Annotated in this window: 17 protein-coding genes; 3 read left to right on the plus strand and 14 right to left on the minus strand. The window is 43.7% G+C overall.

Annotated elements, in window-relative coordinates:
- Together ABUA47_RS07950 and ABUA47_RS07955 are read right to left on the minus strand one after the other, a co-directional pair.
- A partial coding sequence (locus tag ABUA47_RS07950; protein WP_349831509.1) for a chloride channel protein occupies positions 1 to 417 on the minus strand: 417 nt, incomplete at its 3' end.
- An 8-nt stretch (positions 418 to 425) separates the two neighbouring features.
- Positions 426 to 989 carry an L-threonylcarbamoyladenylate synthase gene (locus tag ABUA47_RS07955; RefSeq protein ID WP_005830050.1) on the minus strand — a complete coding sequence of 188 codons (564 nt, stop codon included), beginning with the start codon at positions 987 to 989 and terminating at the stop codon, positions 426 to 428.
- 80 nt (positions 990 to 1069) lie between these two features.
- Between ABUA47_RS07955 and ABUA47_RS07960 the strand changes: the two genes are divergently transcribed.
- Positions 1070 to 1504 carry an acyl-CoA thioesterase gene (locus ABUA47_RS07960; protein WP_005830048.1) on the plus strand — a complete coding sequence of 145 codons (435 nt, stop codon included), beginning with the start codon at positions 1070 to 1072 and terminating at the stop codon, positions 1502 to 1504.
- A gap of 67 nt (positions 1505 to 1571) precedes the next feature.
- A complete protein-coding gene (locus ABUA47_RS07965) occupies positions 1572 to 2744 on the plus strand; it encodes a xylose operon transcription regulator XylR (RefSeq protein WP_005830046.1) in 1173 nt (390 codons plus the stop codon).
- Position 2745: 1 nt separating this feature from the next.
- Here the strand turns inward: ABUA47_RS07965 and ABUA47_RS07970 are convergent, their stop codons facing one another.
- The 12 genes from ABUA47_RS07970 to yaaA all read right to left on the minus strand — a co-directional run bounded on the left by ABUA47_RS07970 (position 2746) and on the right by yaaA (position 22628).
- Positions 2746 to 4194 carry a PA14 domain-containing protein gene (locus ABUA47_RS07970; RefSeq protein ID WP_005830044.1) on the minus strand — a complete coding sequence of 483 codons (1449 nt, stop codon included), beginning with the start codon at positions 4192 to 4194 and terminating at the stop codon, positions 2746 to 2748.
- Positions 4195 to 4206: 12 nt separating this feature from the next.
- Positions 4207 to 6528 carry a glycoside hydrolase family 20 protein gene (locus ABUA47_RS07975; RefSeq protein WP_117945567.1) on the minus strand — a complete coding sequence of 774 codons (2322 nt, stop codon included), beginning with the start codon at positions 6526 to 6528 and terminating at the stop codon, positions 4207 to 4209.
- A complete protein-coding gene (locus tag ABUA47_RS07980) occupies positions 6525 to 7976 on the minus strand; it encodes a glycoside hydrolase family 125 protein (protein ID WP_009037896.1) in 1452 nt (483 codons plus the stop codon). The genes ABUA47_RS07975 and ABUA47_RS07980 overlap by 4 nt, the downstream gene beginning before the upstream one ends.
- Before the next feature lie 14 nt (positions 7977 to 7990).
- Complete coding sequence (locus ABUA47_RS07985) at positions 7991 to 9595, minus strand: MGH1-like glycoside hydrolase domain-containing protein (RefSeq protein ID WP_009037895.1); 1605 nt, start codon at positions 9593 to 9595, stop codon at positions 7991 to 7993.
- Between the two features lie 21 nt (positions 9596 to 9616).
- A complete protein-coding gene (locus tag ABUA47_RS07990) occupies positions 9617 to 10759 on the minus strand; it encodes an alkaline phosphatase (protein ID WP_009037894.1) in 1143 nt (380 codons plus the stop codon).
- Positions 10760 to 10772: 13 nt separating this feature from the next.
- Positions 10773 to 11636 (minus strand): endonuclease/exonuclease/phosphatase family protein, encoded by an 864-nt coding sequence (locus ABUA47_RS07995; protein WP_009037893.1) that lies wholly within the window; start codon positions 11634 to 11636, stop codon positions 10773 to 10775.
- A gap of 18 nt (positions 11637 to 11654) precedes the next feature.
- A complete protein-coding gene (locus ABUA47_RS08000) occupies positions 11655 to 14585 on the minus strand; it encodes a GH92 family glycosyl hydrolase (RefSeq protein WP_349829745.1) in 2931 nt (976 codons plus the stop codon).
- 202 nt (positions 14586 to 14787) lie between these two features.
- Complete coding sequence (locus tag ABUA47_RS08005; protein ID WP_005833325.1) at positions 14788 to 16425, minus strand: RagB/SusD family nutrient uptake outer membrane protein; 1638 nt, start codon at positions 16423 to 16425, stop codon at positions 14788 to 14790.
- A gap of 22 nt (positions 16426 to 16447) precedes the next feature.
- Complete coding sequence (locus tag ABUA47_RS08010; protein ID WP_005833326.1) at positions 16448 to 19630, minus strand: SusC/RagA family TonB-linked outer membrane protein; 3183 nt, start codon at positions 19628 to 19630, stop codon at positions 16448 to 16450.
- Positions 19631 to 19803: 173 nt separating this feature from the next.
- Positions 19804 to 20628, minus strand: a complete 825-nt coding sequence (locus ABUA47_RS08015; RefSeq protein WP_005833328.1) for an ROK family protein — start codon at positions 20626 to 20628, stop codon at positions 19804 to 19806.
- 83 nt (positions 20629 to 20711) lie between these two features.
- Positions 20712 to 21707: a phosphatidylinositol-specific phospholipase C gene (locus ABUA47_RS08020; protein ID WP_005833330.1), complete on the minus strand. Its 996-nt coding sequence runs from the start codon at positions 21705 to 21707 to the stop codon at positions 20712 to 20714.
- A gap of 147 nt (positions 21708 to 21854) precedes the next feature.
- Positions 21855 to 22628, minus strand: coding sequence for a peroxide stress protein YaaA (yaaA, locus tag ABUA47_RS08025; protein WP_005830017.1), 774 nt, complete (start codon positions 22626 to 22628; stop codon positions 21855 to 21857).
- Between the two features lie 195 nt (positions 22629 to 22823).
- Between yaaA and recJ the strand changes: the two genes are divergently transcribed.
- The coding region (gene recJ / locus ABUA47_RS08030; RefSeq protein WP_349831510.1) for a single-stranded-DNA-specific exonuclease RecJ at positions 22824 to 24131 on the plus strand (1308 nt) is incomplete at its 3' end.

Genomic DNA, 24131 nt, shown 5'->3' on the forward strand with positions numbered 1-24131 from the left:
CAGCACAATAGGCGCCTCTGCCCCGACCGAACCACCGAAACCGATGGTAATGGAACTGGCTATGATGGACGACCAAGTGTTATGCCGTTTGATGCGTCCCTGCCGCCGCGAGATGGCGTATAGGATTTTGGTAACACCATGACTGATGTCGTCCTTCACCACGTAGCGGACAAACAATCCGGTCAGGAAGATACCCACTACCGGATAGACCAGATAAAGGTAGTTGGCTTCCGTCGCATTGAAATTATCCGTCAGGAAGTTCTGTATCCAGTGTATGATGACTTTCAGTATCAGTGCGGCGAATGCCGTAAAGATACCTACAAGAAAACTGAGAATCAGTATGAACCGCTTTTCCTTGATATTCTTTTCGCGCCATATGATGAAGCGCTGCAACAAACTCCTCTTGTCCTCTGCCATTTTTCCTTTTATTCGCGAATAATCTTAATGACTCCGCCCTTGCCCAACTTGATGATACTGGACGGTTTCGGGCGTCCCGTTTCCTCCTGGCGGTATCCTACTATATAATCCACCGCAGACTTGATGTCTTCACTTATTTCACTGAAGTTACCGGGAGACGGTTGCCCGCTGACATTGGCAGAAGTAGAGACTATCGCCTTGCGGAACTGCTGACAAAGCCGTTTTGAAAATGCCTCACTGGTGACACGGATACCTACACTACCATCTTCGGCAAGCAAGTTAGGAGCCAGATTACGCGCTCCGGAATAAATTATGGTAAGGGGCTTGTCAGCCAGTTCTATCAAATCCCAGGCAACCTCCGGAACATCCTGCACATAGAAATCCACCTTTACCGGAGAATCTACCAATACCAGCATCGCCTTACTGTCAGAGCGTTGCTTGATTTCATATACACGGCGCACCGCTTCTTCATTGGTAGCGTCACAACCTATACCCCAAATCGTATCTGTCGGATACAGAATTACCCCGCCCTCGCTCATTACCTGGCAGGCTTTTTTGATGTCTTCTATCATTTCTTGATATATAAGTTCACGGATTAACACGCAAAAATAGTATTTTTGCAGCGATTATAAACAAAGTTTAAGAGAAAACAATGGAAGAAATTCAATTTAACCACACCCTGCCCATACAACTACGCTTCAATGACGTCGACAAATTCGGCCATGTAAACAACACTGTTTACTTCTCTTTTTATGATTTAGGAAAAACGGAATATTTCGCTTCCGTATGCCCGGATGTAGATTGGGAAAAGGATGGTATCGTTGTCGTCCATATTGAAGCAAACTTCCTCGCACAGATTTATGGTTCGGACCATATCGCCGTGCAAACTGCCGTCACTGAGATAGGAACCAAAAGCTTCCACCTCGCCCAACGGGTCATTGATACGGAAACCCAAGAAGTAAAATGCGTATGTACCTCCGTCATGGTAGCCTTCGACCTCGCCAAACACGAGTCCAAGCCACTGGAAGAAAAATGGATTGAAGCAATCTGCAAATATGAGGGAAAAGATTTGAAGAAAAAGAAATAAAATCCTATATTTGTCAATTAAGCTAACATTTGTATAAGTAACAATCAGTTACATTTAGTCAACTGCTATGATTCGATTGATATTATTGACCGATTTTACAGAGTCCTTTTCGTACAATCTGCTAAAGGGGGTATTGGCCTATTCCAAAAGCCATGAGCCATGGGTAGTATGCCGTATGCCACCCTCCTACAAAAACAGTCATGGTATAGAAGGAGTCTTGAAATGGGCAAAGACATGGCATGCAGATGCAATCATCGGCAGATTTGACAATGATGACAACGTGGAGCTATTCCGTGAAAACGGAATTATCGCATTGGCCCAGGATTATAAATCAAGGTTCAGCAATATTCCAAACATCACCGGCGATTACCGCAAGACCGGCAGAATGGCAGCAGAGTTTTTTCTGAGTAAAGGCTTTCAGAACTTCGCATTCTATGGTTATCGCGATACGGTATGGTCACAAGAACGTTGCGAGGGTTTCTATGAATGTATAGCAGCCCAAGGGTTTGGAAACAATTTCTATTCTTATCAGGACCAATCCCTTGATGACTTATGGTTTTATGAAGCACCGCCCCTGCTCAACTGGTTAAAGTCATTGCCACAACCTACGGCACTCATGGCTTGCGATGACAATCAAGGTAACCGCATTACGGAAATCTGTAAAGTCAACAACATCAGAGTGCCCGACAAGATAGCAATATTAGGAGTCGACAATGATGAGATTATATGCAATCTTTCAGACCCTCCCCTATCCAGTATCAGCCAAAACATTGTAAGAGGCGGATTTGAGGCAGCTGCCCTCATAGAACATCTATTGAATGATGAGGAGGCCACTTATCAGGACGTAGTGCTCCAACCAGTTAATATAATCAACCGGCTTTCAACCGACTTCTATTCTACCACCGATGCCCATATCCAAACCGCTCTGAAATATATCCATCAGAATATAGCGGCTGATATCACCGTATCGGATATAGTGAAACAAGTACCATTATCACGCCGTTTATTGGAGATTCGTTTCAAGCAAGTCACTCAGCAATCCATCCACAAATACATCTTCAACCTTAGGATGGAACGTTTTGCCCAATTGCTGTTGGCCAGTGATGCTCCGATTGCAGATGTGGCGGAACAAGTCGGAATAAACAATCTGAAAAACTTGTCCCGCCAATTCAAAGCTTTGAAGAAAGTCTCTCCCAATGAATATCGGAAAGAGTACCAGACAAAGAGTTACCAGCGCTGATTTAATCCGGTACAAACAACATGGTATCAGGTAACACGGTTTCCAGAACATTCCGTCCCGAATACCCGACTTCCAATTCCTGGCCCATGTAATCTTCGAAATACAGCAGATGCAACTCGTGGTACCCTGCTTCGAGAGCGACTTTCCCTTCGGCACGGCGTCCGCTGTGTCCACCGTCGTTATCAACAATCAATTTACCGTCTATGTATAGTTTAGAACCATCATCGGAAAAAGTATAGAAACGGTATACTCCCCTTTCTGGAATTTTCACCAACGTACGGAAATCATAAGCAAAATGATCAGGGACGGCTACTTCTTCAATCGAGAAGTTCTTCATCACCCCTTCCTTCACTTTATTGCAGGCGGCAATATCGGCAACACGTTTACATTTGCCTTCATAATAGGTATATGCCACGCCCTGCTTCTTGGGAGAAGTTCCCGTAGCCGGCAAATAAGCCATACTCTGCTCCTCATCCGAATTCAGACCTGAAGGGTAATAGTAGGCAGCCTCCCTTCCCGAAGGAGTGGAAATCCATGTGTCAAATTTGAATTGGTCTTCGTACAGTTCAATGATACGGGCTCCTCTCGTCAACTCTCCATACGCATCCGCACCGGTCACCCGTCCGTATCCCAATGCAATACCTTTATCTATTCCTATAAAATCGTTATCATGGTCATGTCCTACAAATACTCCCATTACATCCCTCATGTCAAGGAAGGAAGCAAACATACCAGAATTGATATTAGCAGAGGCAACTCCACCTTCTTTGTCATTGCCATAAGTTTTCCCGTCACCTCTGATTTCGTTGTATTCAATCAGCGGAATATGGAAAAAGGCCAAAGCAGGAACGGGATTACCACCGTTCTTCTCTGCAAAGTGTTTACTTTGCTTTCTGTACCATTCTATTTGGTCGAAATGAATCCAGTCGTAAGCACCATAGATTTTATTAGGCTGATAGTCGTTGGAATCCATGCAATAGAGCAATGCCTCTACCTGGTCCTTCTTCTCCGGACTATAAATAGAAATCACACAATTACCACATCCCATAATATCTTCAGGGCCTTTTGCCCCCACATAGTAGGGAGACTTCAAGAGGAAATCATAGATTTCATTGCGCGTCAAGTATTCTGCATCATGGTTTCCCATCATCACCACAAAAGGCATCTTGGCTTCATTGAAAATATCCACTACACTTTTCCATCCATCCATAGCAGGGTCATCGGTCACCACATCCCCACTCAGTATAGCAATGTCCGGATGTTCGGCTGCCAGGACAGCACGGATAGTAGCTGCCGTTTCGGCACACTTTGCAGAACCCGGCATCCAGTGCAAATCTGTAAACTGTGCTACTACAAACCTGCCATCCTTAAAAAAGAATTGCTTCTGCGCAAAAGCCGTTACCGGCATACAGCCCAACAGTACAACTAAAAGAACAACTATTTTCTTCATAATTTCTTGAGATTAATATATTTCTATTTCATCTATTGCCAACTCACTCTGCAACCCTTCATGAAAATATCCTTTCGGGCACAAGCCACCACTCAATAATTCCAAGCGGACAAATGTAGCTTCCGTTTCGGCAAATGAAAGAGATGCCGGAAAACGGGTGCCTTCCGTCAAGCTAAAATCATAAGTCAGCCGTTTAGTGCCCACCGGAATAAAAGTCTGACCATCCATTGAAACAGAAACACTCATCGCCCTTGCCGGCCATATCTCATTTACCGGCCGCCATAAAGAAGAAAAGGCCACTTCCTTGACTTTTTGAGGTTTCTTCAGTTCCACTACAATCTGTACAGTATCCTGGTAGAAGCTAATCCAGCGACGCATGTCGCGGGCATAGCCACGTCGTCCATCAGTCAGCCCGAAGCCTTTATTCAAGTGTTCCCATCCTGCTTCAGGATTACAAGTATAGTCACATCCGGTTGCCTTGTTTACAGCAAAACTCTTGCGGGTCACTTTCCCTAGCGGCTTACCGCTTCTGTAAACTGCCGAATAAATAGTTGCATCCTCGTCCAACGGTATCGGAGTCTCATAAAGGGAAGATGAAGTGTTGACCGTTGAATCATTTACCGCATAGTAAATATCGGCATCCGGACAGAAGGTGTTCAAAGTCACCTCATAAGTCTGCTGCGACTTGTTCCACGCACCAGCCTGATTGACTTCATAGAAGTTGCGGCAAGCATTCACTCCGCAATAATCCAATCGTTCAAACTCCTTATCCAGCCTACGGGCAAACGACCCGAAGTCCTTATGTTCCGGCTGTGTCCATTGCACCTCTGACATAGCCAGCAAACGAGGGAAAGCCATATATTCAAAATACTCGGGAGTCTGTATGTACTCTCCCCAGATATTGGCTTGTACACCTATTATATAAGCTTGTTCTTCCGGAGTCAGTTCAGCAGGAAGCGGGTTATAATTGTACACCGTATCCAACGGAAGAAAACCGCCGATAGCCAACGGGGCAAATTCCGGACTTTCCTGGTAGTAATCCAAATAACACTTTTTGCCGGGTGTCATAATGACTTTATGCCGTTGGTGAGCCGCTTCGATACCTCCTTTTTCGCCACGCCATGACATGACGGTAGCATTAGGAGCAAGCCCTCCTTCCAGAATCTCATCCCACCCGATGATGTCACGCCCTTTACTGTTCACAAATTGCTCAATCCGATGGATAAACCAACTTTGCAGAGCTTCTTCGTTGGGCAGACCTTCCCGCTTCATCAAATGCTGGCAATGGACACACTTCTTCCATGCTTTCTTGGGACACTCATCTCCACCAATGTGGATATAATGGCTGGGGAAGAGTTCCATAACTTCGGTCAGCACATTTTGTAAAAATTCAAATGTATGCTCTTTGGGACAATAGACCTCATCAAAAACATCAAAATAATCACGCACCACATAAGTCTTTCCCAATCCGCAAGAAAGTTCCGGATAGGAAGCCAATGCTGCGGATGCATGTCCCGGCATTTCTATTTCGGGAATGACCGTAATGAAACGGTCGGATGCGTACTTCACAATTTCCTTTATTTCTTCCTGCGTATAATAGCCTCTCTTTTCTTTTCCATCGTAACGCCGTGGAAAATAATAATCAGAGTGTCCTATCTGAGTCTGTTTACGATAAGAACCTATTTCAGTCAGTTTCGGGTATTTCTTTATTTCTATTCTCCATCCTTGGTCATCTGTCAGATGAAAATGGAATTTATTCAATTTATAGAATGCCATCAAATCAAGAAACTTCAGCACTTCCTCTTTGGGCAGAAAATTACGTCCTACATCCATCATAGCCCCACGATGAGGGAAACGGGGAGCATCCGTAATGCTGACAGCAGGAATCCTAATCTTTCCTTCGTATTTCCGGTCACCATCATAAATGGCTGCCGGCATGAGCTGCAGCAAAGACTGGACACCATAAAAAAATCCGGCGGCAGTTTCATTGGAAGATATATTTATCCTATCGGAAGAAACCTCCAATGTATAGGCCTCATCGGGCAAGGAATTATCTATAGATAAGCAAATATCGGCCTTTCCCGTTTCCGAAATACCCTTCAGCGTTACAGAAGTGTTTTTCAACGCATCCTCCAAATAATGAAAAACTTTCATCGCGGCTTCCCCGGAAGGGACAGCCACTGTTTTTTCCCCTTGCAGGACATACACTCCCTGCATTGGAGCAAGTTCATTCGGCATGGGTATAATACCATAGTTTGCCGCTACATCATCAGCCACTCTCCCACAAGAGAGAAAAATGAATGACATAGCCAGTAACCAATATCTTATCTTCATAGTATTTGGGATAATAAGTTGGGATATTCCTTGATTGTATTCAGTATCAGTTCACCGAACAAAGTATTTGTCCAGGCAAACCAGGAACGAGTAAAGTCCGCGGCATCCTCCGAATGGAAAGACTCATGCATAAAGCCCGTCCCTCCATCCGTATCACGAAGTTGCTTCAGACAAGCACGTATTTCTTCGGAATCATCCGTTGTAAAAGCCTTCATAATGATGCTCATCGGCCAGATATAATTCAATCCCACATGAGGGCCTCCTACCCCTTCACCGGCTTTTCCTTTAAAGAAATAAGGATTATTGCCGCTCCATATCATTTTACGGGTATTCTGATAAATCGCATCTTTAAAAGAACAATAACCCAGATAAGGCGCAGCCAGCAAACTGGGTACATTGGCATCGTCCATACAAAGCGCGTTACCAAAACCGTCGACCTCAAAGGCATAAATACGTCCACAAACCGGATGATTGAAAGTACCATACCTACGGATAGCTGCATCCACTTCATCTGCCAATGTTATACATTCTCCGGAGAAGTCCTTGTTTCCATAAACTTTATCCTCTATCTCAGCCAATTGGCGCAATGACACAACCGCAAACATATTAGCAGGAATCAGAAAACCGTATTGTGTAGCATCATCTGACGGACGGAAAGAAGAAACGATTAAGCCGACCGGCTTTACCGGTGCTCCCCATCCGTTGTTAATCTGCGAATCTGTAGAGCGGTCGCAATCGCGCGTAAAGCTATAAGGTCCTAAGCCTTGTTTCCTCTGTTGCTCTTTAAAGGTCTTGACCACCAGCAGCATAGCTTTATGCCAATTTTCATCGAACACAGACGTGTCTTCCGTGTATTGCCAATAATGATAAGCCAGACGAATGGGATAGCACAAAGAATCTATCTCCCATTTGCGTTCATGCAGTTCCTTAACCATATGTTGTGTATGGTCGGTTTCCCAATAGCTGCCCAACGGCCCGTCGTTGAAGGCATTGGCATACGGGTCTATCAAGATACATTCAGTCTGTCTGTTGACAAGTCCTGCCACCATCAACTGCAAGTCCTTATCTTTCTTCATCAACGGCAGATAGGGCCATACTTGCGCTGAAGAGTCGCGCAGCCACATGGCATCTATATCACCTGTAATGACGAAAGTATCTGGTCTGCCATTCTTCACTCTATATCTGACAGTAGTGTCAAGCGTATTGGGAAAACAGTTCTCGAACATCCAACGCAACTTCTCGTCCTTTATTTTAGGCTTTGCTTCTTCAATAGCAGCATCTACTGCCTTCGAAATGAAGTTCCTTTTGCTTGCAGAAGGACGCAACGAAACATATCTCTGGCTGAAAGTCCCGGATGAAGATAATACGGAAGCGGGCTGAAAGGTCATTGCAGCCAAGGCAAGCCCGCCAGTCTTCAGAAATTGGCGTCTTGACATATTGTTTTTCATGATTGATTTCTTCTTTAATAGGTATGCTTACCGGATGTCACATTTATCTTTTTCTCTTTTCCACCATAGAGTACACACAGTTCAAAATCGATATTGGAATCTACTGTAATACGAGGTTCATCACTTGCAGAACGGCGTGCTTCAGCTTTTAAGGAGATAAGCCCTTCGGGACCAAAAGGATAGCGTTCTATGCCGTTAATCTCCGTCAAATTCATATCCCAGATAATCTGCTTTTTGGCATAATCTCCCCGAATACCGATAATAAATTCTATCAATTCAGCAATAGGAGGAAGTCCTGCCCAACCCACAAAATTATCCCTTGCCATAAATCCCGGCTCAGCACTTTCCGGAGCATAATATTCCCAAAAAGTTCCAGTCTTCTTATAGACCTCAAACACCTGGGCATAATGATTCAAACAAATCTCCCGTGCCAGTTTACCATAACCTTTCTGCACAAGGCCCTGCATCACCATGTAATTAGTTCCCGGCCATACGCCACCCTGCCAATAACGGCCATTCTCCTTGTACTTGGGATTATCGGCAGACAAAGAAGGAATACGGTGTTTCCGGTTGAATGTGGCAGGATTATCCAATTCCTTCACCATGCGGTCCAACTGTACAGAATCCAATACATCAGTAAACAGAGCCCAATAGGCACCTATTCCCTTGGTTGTACAGAGCGTACCGTCAGCATACTGGTCATAAAGGAAACCGGTCTTTTCATCCCAAAGATTGTCATGGATATATTTTCCCAGCATTTTGGCTTCGTCTTCAAACTCTTCTATCTCTTGCCAACGTTCCAGATAAAAGCCCATCTCAAGTAGTAAATTGGCAGTAAATAATTGCTGTAGGTTTGTATCTAACCAAATCATATGCCCGTGACTGTAGATAGGGCTGTATTCCGACGGAACACGGGGCATATTATCCATGCCGGTCCCCCATCCGCTTGACCAGTAGGTTCCATTTCTCCAAGTATGGTTCAATTTCAACCACTTATAATAAGCACAAAGTACCGGAAATATCTTGTGCAGGCGTTCCGTATCACCAAACTGATGGAAATAGACCATCTCACACCAAGGCATCAAATTCGGTCCGGTACTCACCGGATCATAGCGTTCAAAGCAATCGGCACCATCCGCCTTTATTTCACGGCAAATGAAACCGTCGGGATGCTGCTTGGCGTAAAAGTTGTTCAGCGTATTCTGGAAAGGAAAGAAACGAGTACCATAACGGGCAAACATCAGAATGAAAGAGGAATCCCACATAAAGATATTACCATTATAAGCTGTATCCAAATAGCTTGAGACAAAACCCGAGCCTGCTTGAGGAGCACGAATATTGCCGATAGCTATTTCCCATGCCTTCCAATACATTTCAAGTTCCTTGTCATGTCCACCCCAAATGGGGTTGGGAAGAATTTGCCGGGCTTCTTCGAAGCTCTTCGGCACAATCGTCTCAGGCTTTGCCACACGATACTCATTTTCGGTGACCAATGGTTCCTTTACATATGTATTCTTGTAAGGCAGATGATACTTCTCATCATTGCCACAGCTTTGAGCTTTCAGTAAAGGGAGGGCGGAGAAAGAAAGCAAGCCTACCAATAAAATGTGTTTCAACATGGGAAATAGGTATTTATAGATTTACAAATTAAGCAATTTCTTTATCTTATCAAAGATAGCAGTATTCTCAAAGATTCCGGTAAACTCCTCTGCACCGGGACCGAAAGCATATACCGGCACCATTACACCGCTATGACCTCCTGTTGAAAATTTACATACGATTTTGCCTTCTGCCAGGTCACCGTCCACCAGCGTAAGTCCACCGGTTTCATGGTCTGCGGTAACTACAACTAATGTCTCTCCATCCTTGGCAGCCCACTCATAAATAGCACCAACGGTACGGTCAAAGTCATGTGTTTCCTGCATCAGCAAATCAATGTCATTGAAGTGTCCGTAGTCATCCAGCTGCGAACCTTCTATCATCATAAAGAAACCGTTTTTATTTTGGTCCAGCAATTCGATACCTTTCAATGAAGCACGTGCCAAAAGGTCGCCACGTTCAGCAGGAAGAGGAGTATCGACGGGATAAGGTACGGCAAATACCTTACCACTCTTTATGCCAGCCAATTCATCCCAACTGCGAGGAGTCTGAAATCCTTTATCGCGTAGTTCCTTAAACAAGTCACGTCCATCTTCACGGTTTTCGAAAAGCTTGGCACCTCCACCGAATACATAATCGGCACTGCAATTAACGTAATCTGCTACGATTTCAGCTTCCGCATCCCTATCCTTGTTATGGCAACAAAAATCAGCAGGAGTGGCATCCCACAGACGGCAAGTCACCGCTATACCGGTCGATTTACCTTTAGCAGCAGCCAGGTCTACCAATGATTTCAAAGGACGTCCTTCGGTATCTACACCCACAGAATGATAGTTTGTCTTCTGCCCCGTAGCTATGGCTGTTCCACCCGCTCCCGAGTCTGTAATCAGCTTGTTGGCACAATAGGTTTTAGACAAACCCACTACCTGGCAGTTATCCAAAAACAACTTGCCTCGATTGGCTGTCCAGGCAGAATATACGTGCATAAGACTCATGCCATCACCAATCATCAAGATGACATTCTTTATCTTCTTGCCCTGGGGAGGGGTAATCTTTGTCACCTCATAAGGTTGGTCCAAAACATAGGTCTGTTCTTTATCACGGCGGCTTTGTGCCGATAACTCTACCGGCAGTAGCAAGACTGCCAAGAGCATAACGATACATATTCTTAATATCTTAGTCATAATTATTGTTTTATTATTCAACTGTTACTAAAATAGGGGCATGGTCGGAGAGGAAAGCATTATTCTCTGTTTCAGCCAATACACCATACCTCAAAACTTTCAGTCCATTACGTACAAAAACGTAATCAATCAGCGGACGTTTATCGTAAGGAATCTTTCCGAAATCATGGAAACTCCATGCCGGACCATAAACAATTGCCGATGCCTGGCGTGCATCTGTCAAGTGTTCCGGATTGGAAGGGTCAGTCACGTGTTTGATGACATCCGATTCCGGACTAGCATTAAAGTCGCCCGTTACTACTACGGGTAAGTTACCACTCAACTCATTTACTTTATCCAGCATAAGGCTTATACCTTCACGACGTGCAGCAACACCTACATGATCCAAGTGGGTATTCAATGCGAAGAACTCCTTGCCACTTACTTTATCTTGCAGTTTTGCCCATGAAGCGATACGCTCACAAGCTCCATCCCAGCCCTTGGAACCGGCAACTTCAGGAGTCTCGCTCAACCAGAAATAGCCAGAATCCAGCAAGTTGAAACGATCTTTCTTATACCAGAGTGCACTATATTCACCCTTTTCCTTTCCATCTTCACGACCTACACCGATGACTCCGTATTCCGGCAATCGTTGTTTAAGGTCTTCCAACTGATTATGAAGTACTTCTTGCGTACCCAATATATCCACATCATAAAAACGGATGGCATTTGCCGCGCGGTCTTTACGGTATTGCCAGTTGTCCAAGCTATCTTCCAGATTGTCATAGCGAATATTGAAACTCATGACATTAACGGGCTCTGGTGCAGGTGCCTGCTGCTTCACCTGTCCGCATGATGCAGCGAACAAAGGTAAAAATAACAAAAATAACTTTCTCATAGCATATATATTAAACTATTATTTCACAAATAAAGCCGATGCAGGGATGGGTGCCAACTTCTCGGCAGAAGGCAGTTTCCAAGCCCAGCTCAAATACTCACCTTCATAATCTTCAAAGTAATAGAGCTTGTAAGGATGAAAACCTTTCTTCAGCGCGACCATTCCGGTAGCAGGAATTGCAGCATGGGAAGCATCATTATTGACTACCTGCTCATCGTGAATGTACAAGACACTGCCATCGTCCGAACGGGTCTGGAAAGTATAGACCCCATCTTCGGGAACATTTATCAATCCAGAAAAGATATAACCGAAATGATCCTCCTGCTTAGCACCCTTAATAGAAGGTTCGGGCATGACACCAGACTCCAGCAACGGTGACTTTTCTACATCAGCCACTTTCTGGTAAGTGCCTTCAAAGTACTTATAAGATGTACCATTCTGAGTAGGATTTACAGAAAGAGCAGCCTTCAATTCAGCTTTCGTTGCCGATATGGATAATGTTCTGCTTGAGCGGAGACCTTCCTTGAATCCTTTGGCTTTTATTAAAGTGGTCTTGTCCAGTTCAAAAGGCTGCTCGTACAATGCCGACTGCTCTGTGGGCTCGCTGCCATCCAATGTATATCTGATTTCGGCATCCTTGGTTGTTGTGGCCAATGCAACCGTTACCTTATCCATAAACAAGTTCAAATCCTTATCCACATAGGGAATGGAAACGACTTCATCTTTAGTATAGGAATAAGGGGATGCTTCAGAGGAAACACCTCTCTCCATATTCGGCTTATCGGACAAAGTAAAACGAAGTTCTCCACCTTCCATCAACTGTGCATAAGTAATAAAATTTACATCTATCGGTTGTCCGTTCAATTCTACTTTTGTGATATAGACATTCTTCTTCGGATTGTTGGCAAGGATGGTCAAAGTCTTTCTATTTGCCAGGTTGACAACCGCTTTCTCAAATAGAGGAGTAGTCAGTGCAAATTCATTGCTTCCCGGACAAACTGAATAAATACCCAAGCTGGATAATATATACCAACCGGACATCTGTCCACAATCTTCATTACCAATGATTCCTTCAGGCGTAGGAGCGTACATTTCATGGAGCAGATGGCGTGTCATTTCCTGCGTCTTCCAAGGCTGTCCGACGTAATCGTACAGATAGGCGATATGATGGCTCGGCTCATTGCCATGAACATATTGACCTATCAGTCCGGTAATATCCACTAAATCGCCATGTACATCCGACTCTACTGTAAAGATAGAATCGAGTGCGGTAATAAACTCTTTCTTACCACCAAACAGTTGTGCCATACCGCTTACATCGTGAGGTACAAAGAAGCGATACTGCCAGGCTGTGGCTTCCGTATAGGCACGACCTACCTCAATAGGATTGAAGGGAGTTTCCCAGTTCCCATCCATCCGCTTGGGGCGGAAGAATTTTGTATTACCATCAAAAACATTGATATAGTTCTGGGAACGTTGAATATACTTTTGATAAATATCATCCTTACTCATTTCCTGAGCCATACGTGCAATACACCAGTCATCATAGGCAAACTCCAGCAAACAAGAGATGGACTCTTTCTTTATATTAGAAGGAATAAAGCCATTCTGAATATAGTAATCAGCTCCCTTTTTGTTCTTTTCAGAAGAAACTACCATAGCTTCCAACGCCTTTTCCGCGTCAAATCCTCTAATACCCTTCATATAAGCATCTGCTATAACGGACACTGCATGATAACCAATCATAGTTCCCGTCTCTCCGGCAGAAAGCGGCCAGATAGGAAGTTCACCCGAAGATTCGTAAATGTCCAGAAAGGAATTTATCATATTATTGACCAAAGTTGTATCAATCAAAGTCATCAACGGATTCCATGCACGGAAAGTATCCCAAAGCGAAAATGTAGAATATTGCACTTTGCCTTTTGGCAATTGCCCAATTTCCATATTATGACGGCGGTACTCACCATTGACATCACTCACGACATTGGGTACAACCATAGAATGATACATGGCTGTATAGAAATTCTTCAAGTCGTCCGTATTGCCGCCTTTTACCGTAATAGCAGAGAGAGCTTGTTCCCAAGCGGAACGGGCAGCACTACGCACGGCATCAAAATCGAAACCTATCACCTCGGTTTCCAAATTCTCACGTGCATTCTTTTCACTGACAATGGATAATCCAACTTTGGCTATAACCGGCTCTCCATTACTATTATCGAAGGACAAGCAAGCCTGCAAATCGGTACCGTTCAACTTAACTCCTGCAGAAACCATCTTTTTATTCTGTATAAAGTCTATGGTCTGAAAAGGTTTCGAGAACTGGGCTACAAAATAAACGTACTGATTGTCCGTCCATCCCCTGGTTCTGCGCATACCTGTTATTTCGTTGGCGGCAGTCTGTTCAAGTTCAGCCTCATAAATATATTCGTTATCAAGCAAATGAGTCAAATCTATAATAATAGATGCTTCTTTGCCGGAAGGAAACGTATAGCGGTGCATACCGGCGTGTGCCGTTACCGTCAATTCAGCTTTTATTCCTTCTTCTTTCAGAACAACCGAATAATATCCGGCAGAAGCATCTTCGTCTTTATGGGAAAAAGCCGCTGGCTGGTAAATGCTTTCCGTAGTCAAATCCGGTTTCAGCGTAGTAGGACGAAACAGTATATCCCCAAGATCAATGCATCCGGTCCCACTTAAATGTGTGTGTGAAAAACCTTTTAGAGTCGTATCATTATAATGATACCCCGAACAAGCATCCCAGTTTCCGGCACGCGTGTCAGGACTTAACTGTACCGCCCCGAACGGAACGGTTGCCCCCGGATAAGTATGCCCATGAAAGCCGGTATCTATAAAAGGGTCTACATAGTCTACGGGAGATAGTTCACCGGATGTACAAGAGCAGCAAGCCCAAAAGGCAGTAGTTGCACATATAAGAGTTTTTAATTTCATCAGACTGTATATTTGAAGAGCGCTGCAGACTGTCGGGAATGCCGTCTCTCCGTATATTAAAATGATTTTATGAATAGCCTTTGCAAATGAAAGAAAAAGAAGAAATATCTGCAAGGATCAATACCCGAAAATACCAACCCCTGCAGATTAGACCAATGGCAATGAGGTCTTTTTTTATATTTTATCTCTTTCAGAGAAAATATCAATCATAATGAGGATTCTGTTTTAACTTACCATCAGATTTGGTAATCTGAACCGAAGGATAAGGGAATACGATCATGTAATCCTGATAAGCAATCTTATCCGTATAATCCTCATACTCACCTACAACGAATGTGGAAGCAGGGTCCTGGCGGTTGGCATAATGACGTACGCGCGGACGGGCATTCAATTCGGCAGCAGCCAAAGCCTTTATTTCAGTATTGCCTGAGCGATACCAGCGTTTCAAATCATATAAATGGTCTGTAAACTCAAATGCCAATTCACAACGGCGTTCATGATATAGGTCAGCCATAGTAGCAGTGCCCGTCAATAATGCAACATTGGCACGTTTACGAATGCGATTCAAATCAGCCGTAGCCAAGTCCGCTTTATTAGTCATCAAATAAGCTTCCGCACGGAAAAGTAACATTTCTGCAAAACGGATAACCGGGAAATTAATACGTACCGTCGGCCAGTCTCCGTTTGTATTGATATACCCCTTATTGGCTGCATCTTCATACTTAAAGGGATCCATGTATTTATTAATCATAAAACCGGATTCAATATCCGAGCTTGAATAAAAAGCACGGGATTCACCCAAGAATTGAAATTCCTGACCATACTCTAAAACCGTACGAACCAAACGGTCATTACCAGCTCCGTCTTTCAACATCTCTTCGTAAATATCATAAGACGGCTTGTTCTGTCCCCAGCCATTATATTGTCCCCAGCCTTTGTTCTCAAGGACAACTCCCGGAAACTCCGAACCGCCACCTTGAGAGCCACCATTTCCAGGAATAGTCCAAATATACTCTTTATTCCACCATTTAGAGAAATCAGAAGAGAACAACTCTTCATAAGTACCGGCTAAATCACGTCCGTAAGCAGTTTCCAGTTCATTGACCATACTGATTACATTTCCCCATTGTGTAGCATCCCAAGTTGCCCAATAAGCATAAACTTTAGCTTTAAAAGCTACTGCAGCCGCATCGTGCGCGCGTCCTCTATCATTATCTCCATACTCTTCAAAACGGGGCAAATACTCTATTGCCTTGTCCATATCCGAGATAATCAATTTATAATTATCGATGACCGAAGCTTGCTGAGGAGGAATAGAATTGTCATAGCCACCTTCAAAATCTTCATAACGGACAAAAGGTACCCCTTGTGTATCAAGACCGTAACGATAAGCGATCAAGAAATGAGCCCATCCACGAGTGAAGTAAGCTTCACCGAGACTTCTCTTTTCAATATCACTCAAAGTGGTGCTTTTCCCTTTCTTAAGCAACTCTTGTATTACCCAGTTGGAACGTGCCATCACTTTGTACATAGTATCAAAAATAGTACGCAAAGGGGATTCGTCTCCTGTATATTTCAATGTAGCAAGTGTTGGAAAATCACGGGTCTTTCCCCACACAACGTCGCACGCGGCACCTTGTTCCCAAAACAGTTCGCGTCCATATACAGCTTCCTGATGAAATCTTTCATACAATGCATCTACAGCATCAATAGCCTGCAGGTCATTGGTAAAATAAGTCGTTGTAGTAGCATCTCCCTCTGGTTGCACATCAAGGAAGTCACTGCAAGAACTCATAAGCAATGTGGCAGACATCGCAAAAAATAATATATTTTTTTTCATAATCATTCTTCTCTATTAATTATTAGTAAGTCAATTTTACACCAACAGATAATACGCGAGATACCGGATATTTCAAAGCATCCCAGCCACCACATTCAGGATCCATACCAGAATATCCAGTGATAGTAGCAAGATTTTCACCACTGAAGTACACAGACAAACGGCTGTTACGGTCATTCAAATGAGACCACTTGCGGAATACATCGCTTAAATCATAAGAAAGGGTTACATTCTTCAAACGCAGATAAGAAGCATTCTCCAAATACCAATCAGATGCAGTCGTAAAGTTTCCATTCGGGTCATTCTTTGACAAACGAGGAATATCAGAACCGGTATTTGTAGGACTCCAAGCATTCAATATCTCGCTGGAACGGTTAAAGTTTCCTTCTACATCACTCAACAGCATGTACTTTCCTACATATAAAGCTTTTGCTCCACCTACTCCCTGGAACATGGCACTGAAAGAAAGTTTTTTCCACGTCATTCCCAATGTAAAGGCAAAAGTCGTCTTCGGAGTCGCACTACCCATATACTGACGGTCTGCATCCGTAATTTTACCATCGCCATTATGATCCACAAACTTCAAGTCACCAGCCTTGGCATTCGGCTGAATACCTACCCACTCTTTTTCACCATTATCATTGGTCACATATGTTCCATGTTTAGCATTCCACTCGGCAACTTCTGCATCACTTTGGAACAAACCATCTGTCTTAATCAAGTAGAAGGAATTCAGAGGTTCCCCTTCCGTACTCTGCATCATATAAGGGATGCTACGGAACCTTTTATCATTAGGCCACAAACCCGGATTGCCATCCGCATCCTTCACACCTATATCTGATACCCAGTTCTTTAAATACGAGAAGTTACCCGATACGAAATAAGAAAGGTTTTTGTTAATCTTATCGCTCCAATTAGCTTGAATCTCAAAGCCACGGTTACGCACTTCACCTTGATTGATTAACATGGCATCGAGTCCCATAGTAGAAGGCCACCCCATTGATTGTGTCTGAATCAAATTGAAAGTACGTTTATCAAAATAGTCTAATGATACCGACAAACGGTTTTTAAACATCTCAACATCCAAGCCCAAGTCAGTCTGTTCTGAAGTTTCCCAGGTCAAATCAGGATTTAACGCAGAGCCGTTGTAAATCAAAGTATTCCAGATATTATTTGCCTCAGGACCATATTGTGCTTGTTCTGTCCACGAGCTTTTCTTCAACAAAGCAGACTTATAATTAAGCCCTATAGAGCTCAAATTACCTACACGCCCCCAAGAAGCACGCAATTTCAGCAAACTGATAAAATCACTCTTCTTAAAGAATTTTTCATTAGATATTTTCCATCCAAGGGTCACTGCAGGGAAATCACCATAGTTATTTTCCTTAGGCAAACGTCCAGCATAATCACGACGCCAAGATGCAGTAGCAAAATAACGGTCATTATAAGAATAAGCCAAACGGGCAATCAACGACACATTGGCATCAGGTCCAGTCAAATAGTCAGATGCTGTCACTGATCCTGCATACGCCATGTATTGTAAAAATTCCGATTCATCCGCAAAATCCTTACCCGTCACTTCCAGTCCACGCGTTTCAGAATGATCTGCCGTAGTCGAGAACAAGGCACCAACCGTATGTTCACCGAATGTCTTATCATAAGTCAGGGTATTTTCCGTCTTCCAAGCATCTCTACGGTAAGTAGTTTCTTGAAGATTATTCGACAAAGCCGGTTTACCTACTTCATCACGAATAGGATTGAACTTCTTGTAATGATTAGTCTTCATATTATAAGTAAAACGACTCGTAAACTTCAATCCAGGAAGTACATTAGCTATCTCCAAGCTGGTAGTGCTCCATATGTCACTTATCTTGTCATACAAATTCTCTGCTTCCAATAGACGTACCGGATTTACAGCATCCCCGTGGATATCAGAGAAATTCGAACCATATTTTTCAATATAGGCAGGATCTTCCGTAGTCACACCACCATAACTTCCGTCCAACGGATTATAGACAGTGGCACTTGCCGGCATGTAGATAGCCGAAAGGATAGGTCCTGTATAAGCATCGTTATCCGTAGCTTTGGAACGTTGGGTAGTGTTCTGCCATACAAAATCCTCACTGACGCTCACCCACTTGTTCAGCTGCATTTTACCATTATAACGTAATGTAAGATTCTTCTTGAAAGTATTAATCAAAACACCTTCATCATTATCGTAAGCAAAAGATATACGATTTGAAAAATTATCAGAACCTACATTCAACGCTACGTTATGACGTTGGTAGAAGGCAGTGCGGAAAATCTCATCCATCCAATCAGTACGAGTCGTACCTATCCATGGATTTTTGGTAACATCCCAACCGACTGGAAGCGAAAGTCCTGCATTTTGATGAGATATCTTACGCATCTCAATCTGCTGCTCCGCATTCAGTGGTTCTATCAAATTGGTAGCCTGACGAATACCAAAAGTGCCGTCATAAGTCAACGAAGGAGCACCTTGTTTCGCTTTTTTGGTAGTTACCAACACAACACCACCTGCACCAGACTGTGCGCCATAGATAGCAGCAGAAGCAGCATCCTTCAAAACAACGATACTTTCAATATCATTCATGGATGAGATAGGTGCACCGGGAACACCGTCCACAACCCAAAGTACATTGTCTCCATCTTGTGAGCCTTGACCACGAATCACAATGTTAGGAGAAGAAGTTGGGTCGCCACCATCGGCCGTAATGGTAACACCTGCCAGCTGTCCCTGCAGCATGCCTTCGGTAGAAGTTACCGGGCGAGCAGCCAATTCTTCAGTATTACTTACTACACCCACTGAAGCAGACAAGTCCTGCTTACGTGTATTCGCACCATACCCTAATACAACAACCTCATCCAGAAGTTCTGTATCCTCTTTAAGCACAATTACCATTTGTTTTTCTGCCACTGGTACTTCCTGAGTCACATAGCCGACAAAACTGATTACCAATACGCCGTTTTTATCGGCCGAAACATTAAAGTTTCCGTCAACGTCCGTAATCACTCCATTAGTCGTCCCCTTTACTAACACATTGGCACCAATCACAGGTTCGCCAGTCTGATCCTTTACTGTTCCTTTCACAGAAATCTGCTGTGCATAAGCACCTGCCGACAAGAACAGTCCCAACAATAGGGTCAGAATCGTTCGATAGATTCTAAGATTTACTTGTTTCATGCATTCAAAATTTAAAGTTTATAATATAGAAAATTATAATTCCGCCACAAAGGTCAGAAAGCAGAATTACATAGTTATTACAAAAGGAACAATTCTCTAACAGTCCTTATTTATGCGTAAAATAATATAACTGCAAAATATTTATTATTTTCAATCAAACCGTATAGGGATTATTACTCAAGAAGAGCGGCAGCACCCAATAAACTGGAATCCTTTTGATGCGAAGCCACCACACTCACATTATCCGATATAATCTTGTAGGGAAAACTTTGCATTGTTTGTTCCATAGCATTTTTAAAGAAAGGAAAAGCCGATACAATACCGCCTCCTAAAACAATAGCCTGGGGAGCATAGGCAAAAAGAATTGCCTTTATAAGATTACCCAAATGCCTCCCAAACTCTTTCCAAATCTCCAATGCAGCTTGTTCTCCTTGCTGGGCTTTTTCAGCTACTACCGCACCGGTAGTGCCATAACGTTTAAACAAGAAACTACTGCAATAGTGTTCAAAATCAGAGTCCAAATAAGGAAATGAGCCTATCTCACCGGCTCCCATATATTGCCCACCATACAAACGACGGCCAATGACAACGCCAGCTCCAATTCCGGTCCCAATAGTAACGCCTACCATGTTGGTATAAGATTTTCCTTCGCCGTATAGGCTCTCCCCCAAAGTGAAACAGTTGGAATCATTATTAATGGCAACTGCCACCTTGAATTCGTTCTCCAAAATCTCCTTCAAGTGTATTTCTTTCCAAGAAGATATATTTGCTACATTATATACAATTCCTTTCTCCGGATCAACAATTGAAGGGACACCGATACCGATACCATCTACCTGCTCATTCATCATATTCCGAATAAGCTGGGAAAGCTGGTTTAGCACAGTAGAAGCATCTTGCTGAGCTAAACATGGAACCGACACTTTATTCAAGCAGTTCCCTTTTTCCACTTGGGCTATTCGAATATTGGTTCCTCCTAAATCTATTGACAGTTTCATAGTATATAACATTAAGGTGTTCAACATGTGCAAAATTAAGAAAATGCTTTTTTTTCAGTATTCCCAATTGCGCATATAAATCTTCATTTTGCGCAAACATTACTGTCAATCAAATATTCCACCAAATCTTTTCCTCCAGGTTCACTGACAAAATCGATAAAAACAATACCGCAATTCCGGCTATTCTTTTGTTTTAAATAGTCAGCAATAGGCTTGTTTACCTTATCAGCAAAGACTTTAGGGGTTCCCAAGGGCAGCCCCGTCGCACTTACAAAAGTAATTCCCCACCGACGTGAGGAAACCGGCTCAGCAGACATCCCTTCAATATTACGGACACAAACCCCTACCTTCTTCCCGGCCTCCTCACCCGATTCATATTGATATTTATCTTCGAGCAAAGCCACTCCTTCCTTACCATCTTTATTGCGAAGAGTGAGCAGGCAAGTACTGTCATCCTCCCAACCTACACATGCTGCTCCAGGATAATTATCCATAGCATGATCCCTATGCAGGAAAAGAATCTTTCCACGGCAATCTTTCAGCGTCAGTTCAGGGCGAAAGTCCATCACGAAATAACTTTGATACTCAGGGCTGCTTAAAGAAACGGACAGCAGAGAAGCATAATCCCGCAATTCTCCCCCTTCCTTTTTCAAGGAAACAATCAAAGTCTCAGAAGGATATGTTTGCAGAAAGTGTATAAAAGCAGGTAAAACATCATCTTCCCAATATATATCCTGAAAGGCATGACTGTGAAACACCCCCAGTTTATTACCCTTCTTTTCCAAACGGATATCGAAAGCACGGATGCCTTGCCGTAATTGAGCAGGAATATCTGTTGCTTGTGTTTTCAACATATGCCCTCCTTTGATACTACCGCTATCGTGTGAACCAGGAATAGAAATCTTACATATAGGAAGCGTATCATGGAGAATCCTCATCCACTCAGGCCGCAGTGCAACCTCATCCCGCGCCTCCGCACAAGTATCCTGCAATCTGGAAGCTGTAGCACAAACCGGAGCATTCAATAGAAATATGGTCAAAGCTAATACAACAACTGTTCTTAATCCGTTTCTCTTCATAGTATATTGCTTTTAAGTTTACTGCATGCAAATGTAGAGAGTTCATTCTTTTCCCTCATCCTAAATTGCGTATTTAGTTCTTCATTTTGCGCAAACATCGAAAGCAACATATAGTAACATCTGAGCCAAACGTAATGTACCTTTTCATTACATAAATGTACCTAACGAAAAATGCCATACATTCTCCGTACTGCGTATCTCATCCCAGACGAAGCCCTCCCAAGAAAAGGATTTCAACTCCTCAGGACACTCCAGACGGTTCTTGACAATAAAACGCGTCATCTCTCCGCGACACATCTTGGCATAGATAACGACAGTCTTCGGCTGTCCGGCCTTCCAAACTTGAAACTCGGGCGTAATAACACGCACCTCTTGCTCCACCCGCTTCCAGTCGAACAAATCTTTCATTTCAGCACTTGCCAAATTAATGAGAACACCGCCACAGTTTTTAATTTCCTCTATGAAGTAATCCGTCAACAAAGGCTTCCAATAATCAAACATGGATATTCCACCTTTTTCGGGCAAACGGACATCTCCTTCCAAACGATAGGGTTTGATACCGTCCAGCGGGCGAAGCAACCCATAAAGAAAAGAAGTGATACGTAGATGTTCTTGCGCATAACGAAAATCCTCCGCTGAAAAATCTTTCGGAAGAATGCGTTTAAAAACAGCTCCCGTGTAGGCGCAAACGGCTGGCATCGAACGATTCTCCTCCGAACAGAAATCATGAAAACGCAAACGGTTCTCGGCAGCAATTTTGGTATTCACCCGAAGAAGCCTTTCCAATTCGGATACTGAATACTGCGACATTTCCAACGCATTCCGCACAGCCTCCGTTTCGAATTTCGGGACTGTGACTTCGGGCACGACAACAGAGCAGCGCGCTGCCATGGTCTTTGCACAAGAGATAAAAACAAGCATAGCGATATTTTTTAATGGATACAAAAATAAAGTTTTTTAGTGGAGAATACATATACTTATAAAGTTTTTCCGCAGAATTCACCTCCGTTTCAAGAGTTTTTCATACCTTTACACCTTGTTGGAGAAAAGTGCACGTATTGCCCCCCTCTACTCCCCCAACATCTTGAGATAGAAAAAGAAAAAATAATATATAAAATGACTCACAAATGGAATTATCAACCCATTACACCCGAACAGGCAGAAGCAAGCCAACAACTGGCCCAAGAATTGGGAATTAGCCCAATATTGGGAAAATTGCTGGTGGAGCGGGGAATAACAACGGCAGCGGATGCCCGGAAGTTTTTCCGCCCCCAACTACCGGACTTATACGACCCATTCCTGATGAAGGATATGGATATAGCCGTAGAGCGCCTGAACAAGGCAATGGGAAAGAAAGAGCGCATTCTTGTTTATGGAGATTATGACGTAGACGGTACCACGGCTGTGGCATTGGTCTACAAGTTTATTCAACAGTTCTATTCGAACATCGACTACTATATCCCCGACCGTTACAATGAGGGGTATGGAGTTTCAATCCAAGGAGTAGACTATGCCGCAGAGAGTGGTGTAGGTTTGATTATTGTATTGGACTGCGGTATCAAAGCCGTCGAAGAAATCACATACGCCAAGGAGAAAGGCATTGATTTCATCATCTGCGACCATCATGTCCCCGATGATGTACTGCCCCCTGCTGTAGCCATTCTGAATGCCAAACGGGAAGACAACACCTATCCTTATGAACATCTGTCCGGATGCGGTGTAGGCTTTAAGTTCATGCAGGCATTTGCCCTCAACAACGGTATCGAGTTCCATCACCTTATCCCTTTACTGGACCTCTGCGCCGTCAGTATCGCATCGGATATTGTCCCCATTATGGGTGAAAACCGCATTCTCGCCTACCACGGTTTGAAGCAGTTGAACAGTAATCCCAGCGTAGGCCTGAAAGCAATCATTGATGTCTGCGGACTGACGGACAAGGACATCACCGTCAGTGACATTGTATTCAAAATAGGTCCCCGCATCAACGCCTCCGGACGTATCCAGAACGGGAAAGAAGCTGTTGACTTGCTTACTGAAAAAGATTTCTCTCTTGCCCTGGAGAAAGCCGGACAAATCAACCAATACAACGAGACACGCAAGGACTTGGACAAGACCATGACCGAGGAGGCCAACAAGATTGTAGCTGACCTGGACGGACTTGCCGACCGACGTTCCATCGTATTGTACAATGAAGACTGGCATAAAGGCGTCATCGGCATCGTAGCCTCCCGGCTGACGGAAATCTATTACCGGCCGGCAGTAGTACTGACACGTACGGATGACATGGCAACCGGATCTGCCCGTTCCGTCTCCGGATTCGATGTCTACAAAGCCATTGAATACTGCCGCGACCTTCTGGAAAACTTCGGAGGTCATACCTACGCCGCCGGTCTTTCCATGAAGGTGGAAAATGTACCGGCCTTT

This window comes from Bacteroides sp. RTP31139st1_H2_RTP31139_211217 (genome assembly GCF_040227615.1).
GTDB classification, from domain to species: Bacteria; Bacteroidota; Bacteroidia; order Bacteroidales; family Bacteroidaceae; genus Bacteroides; species Bacteroides uniformis.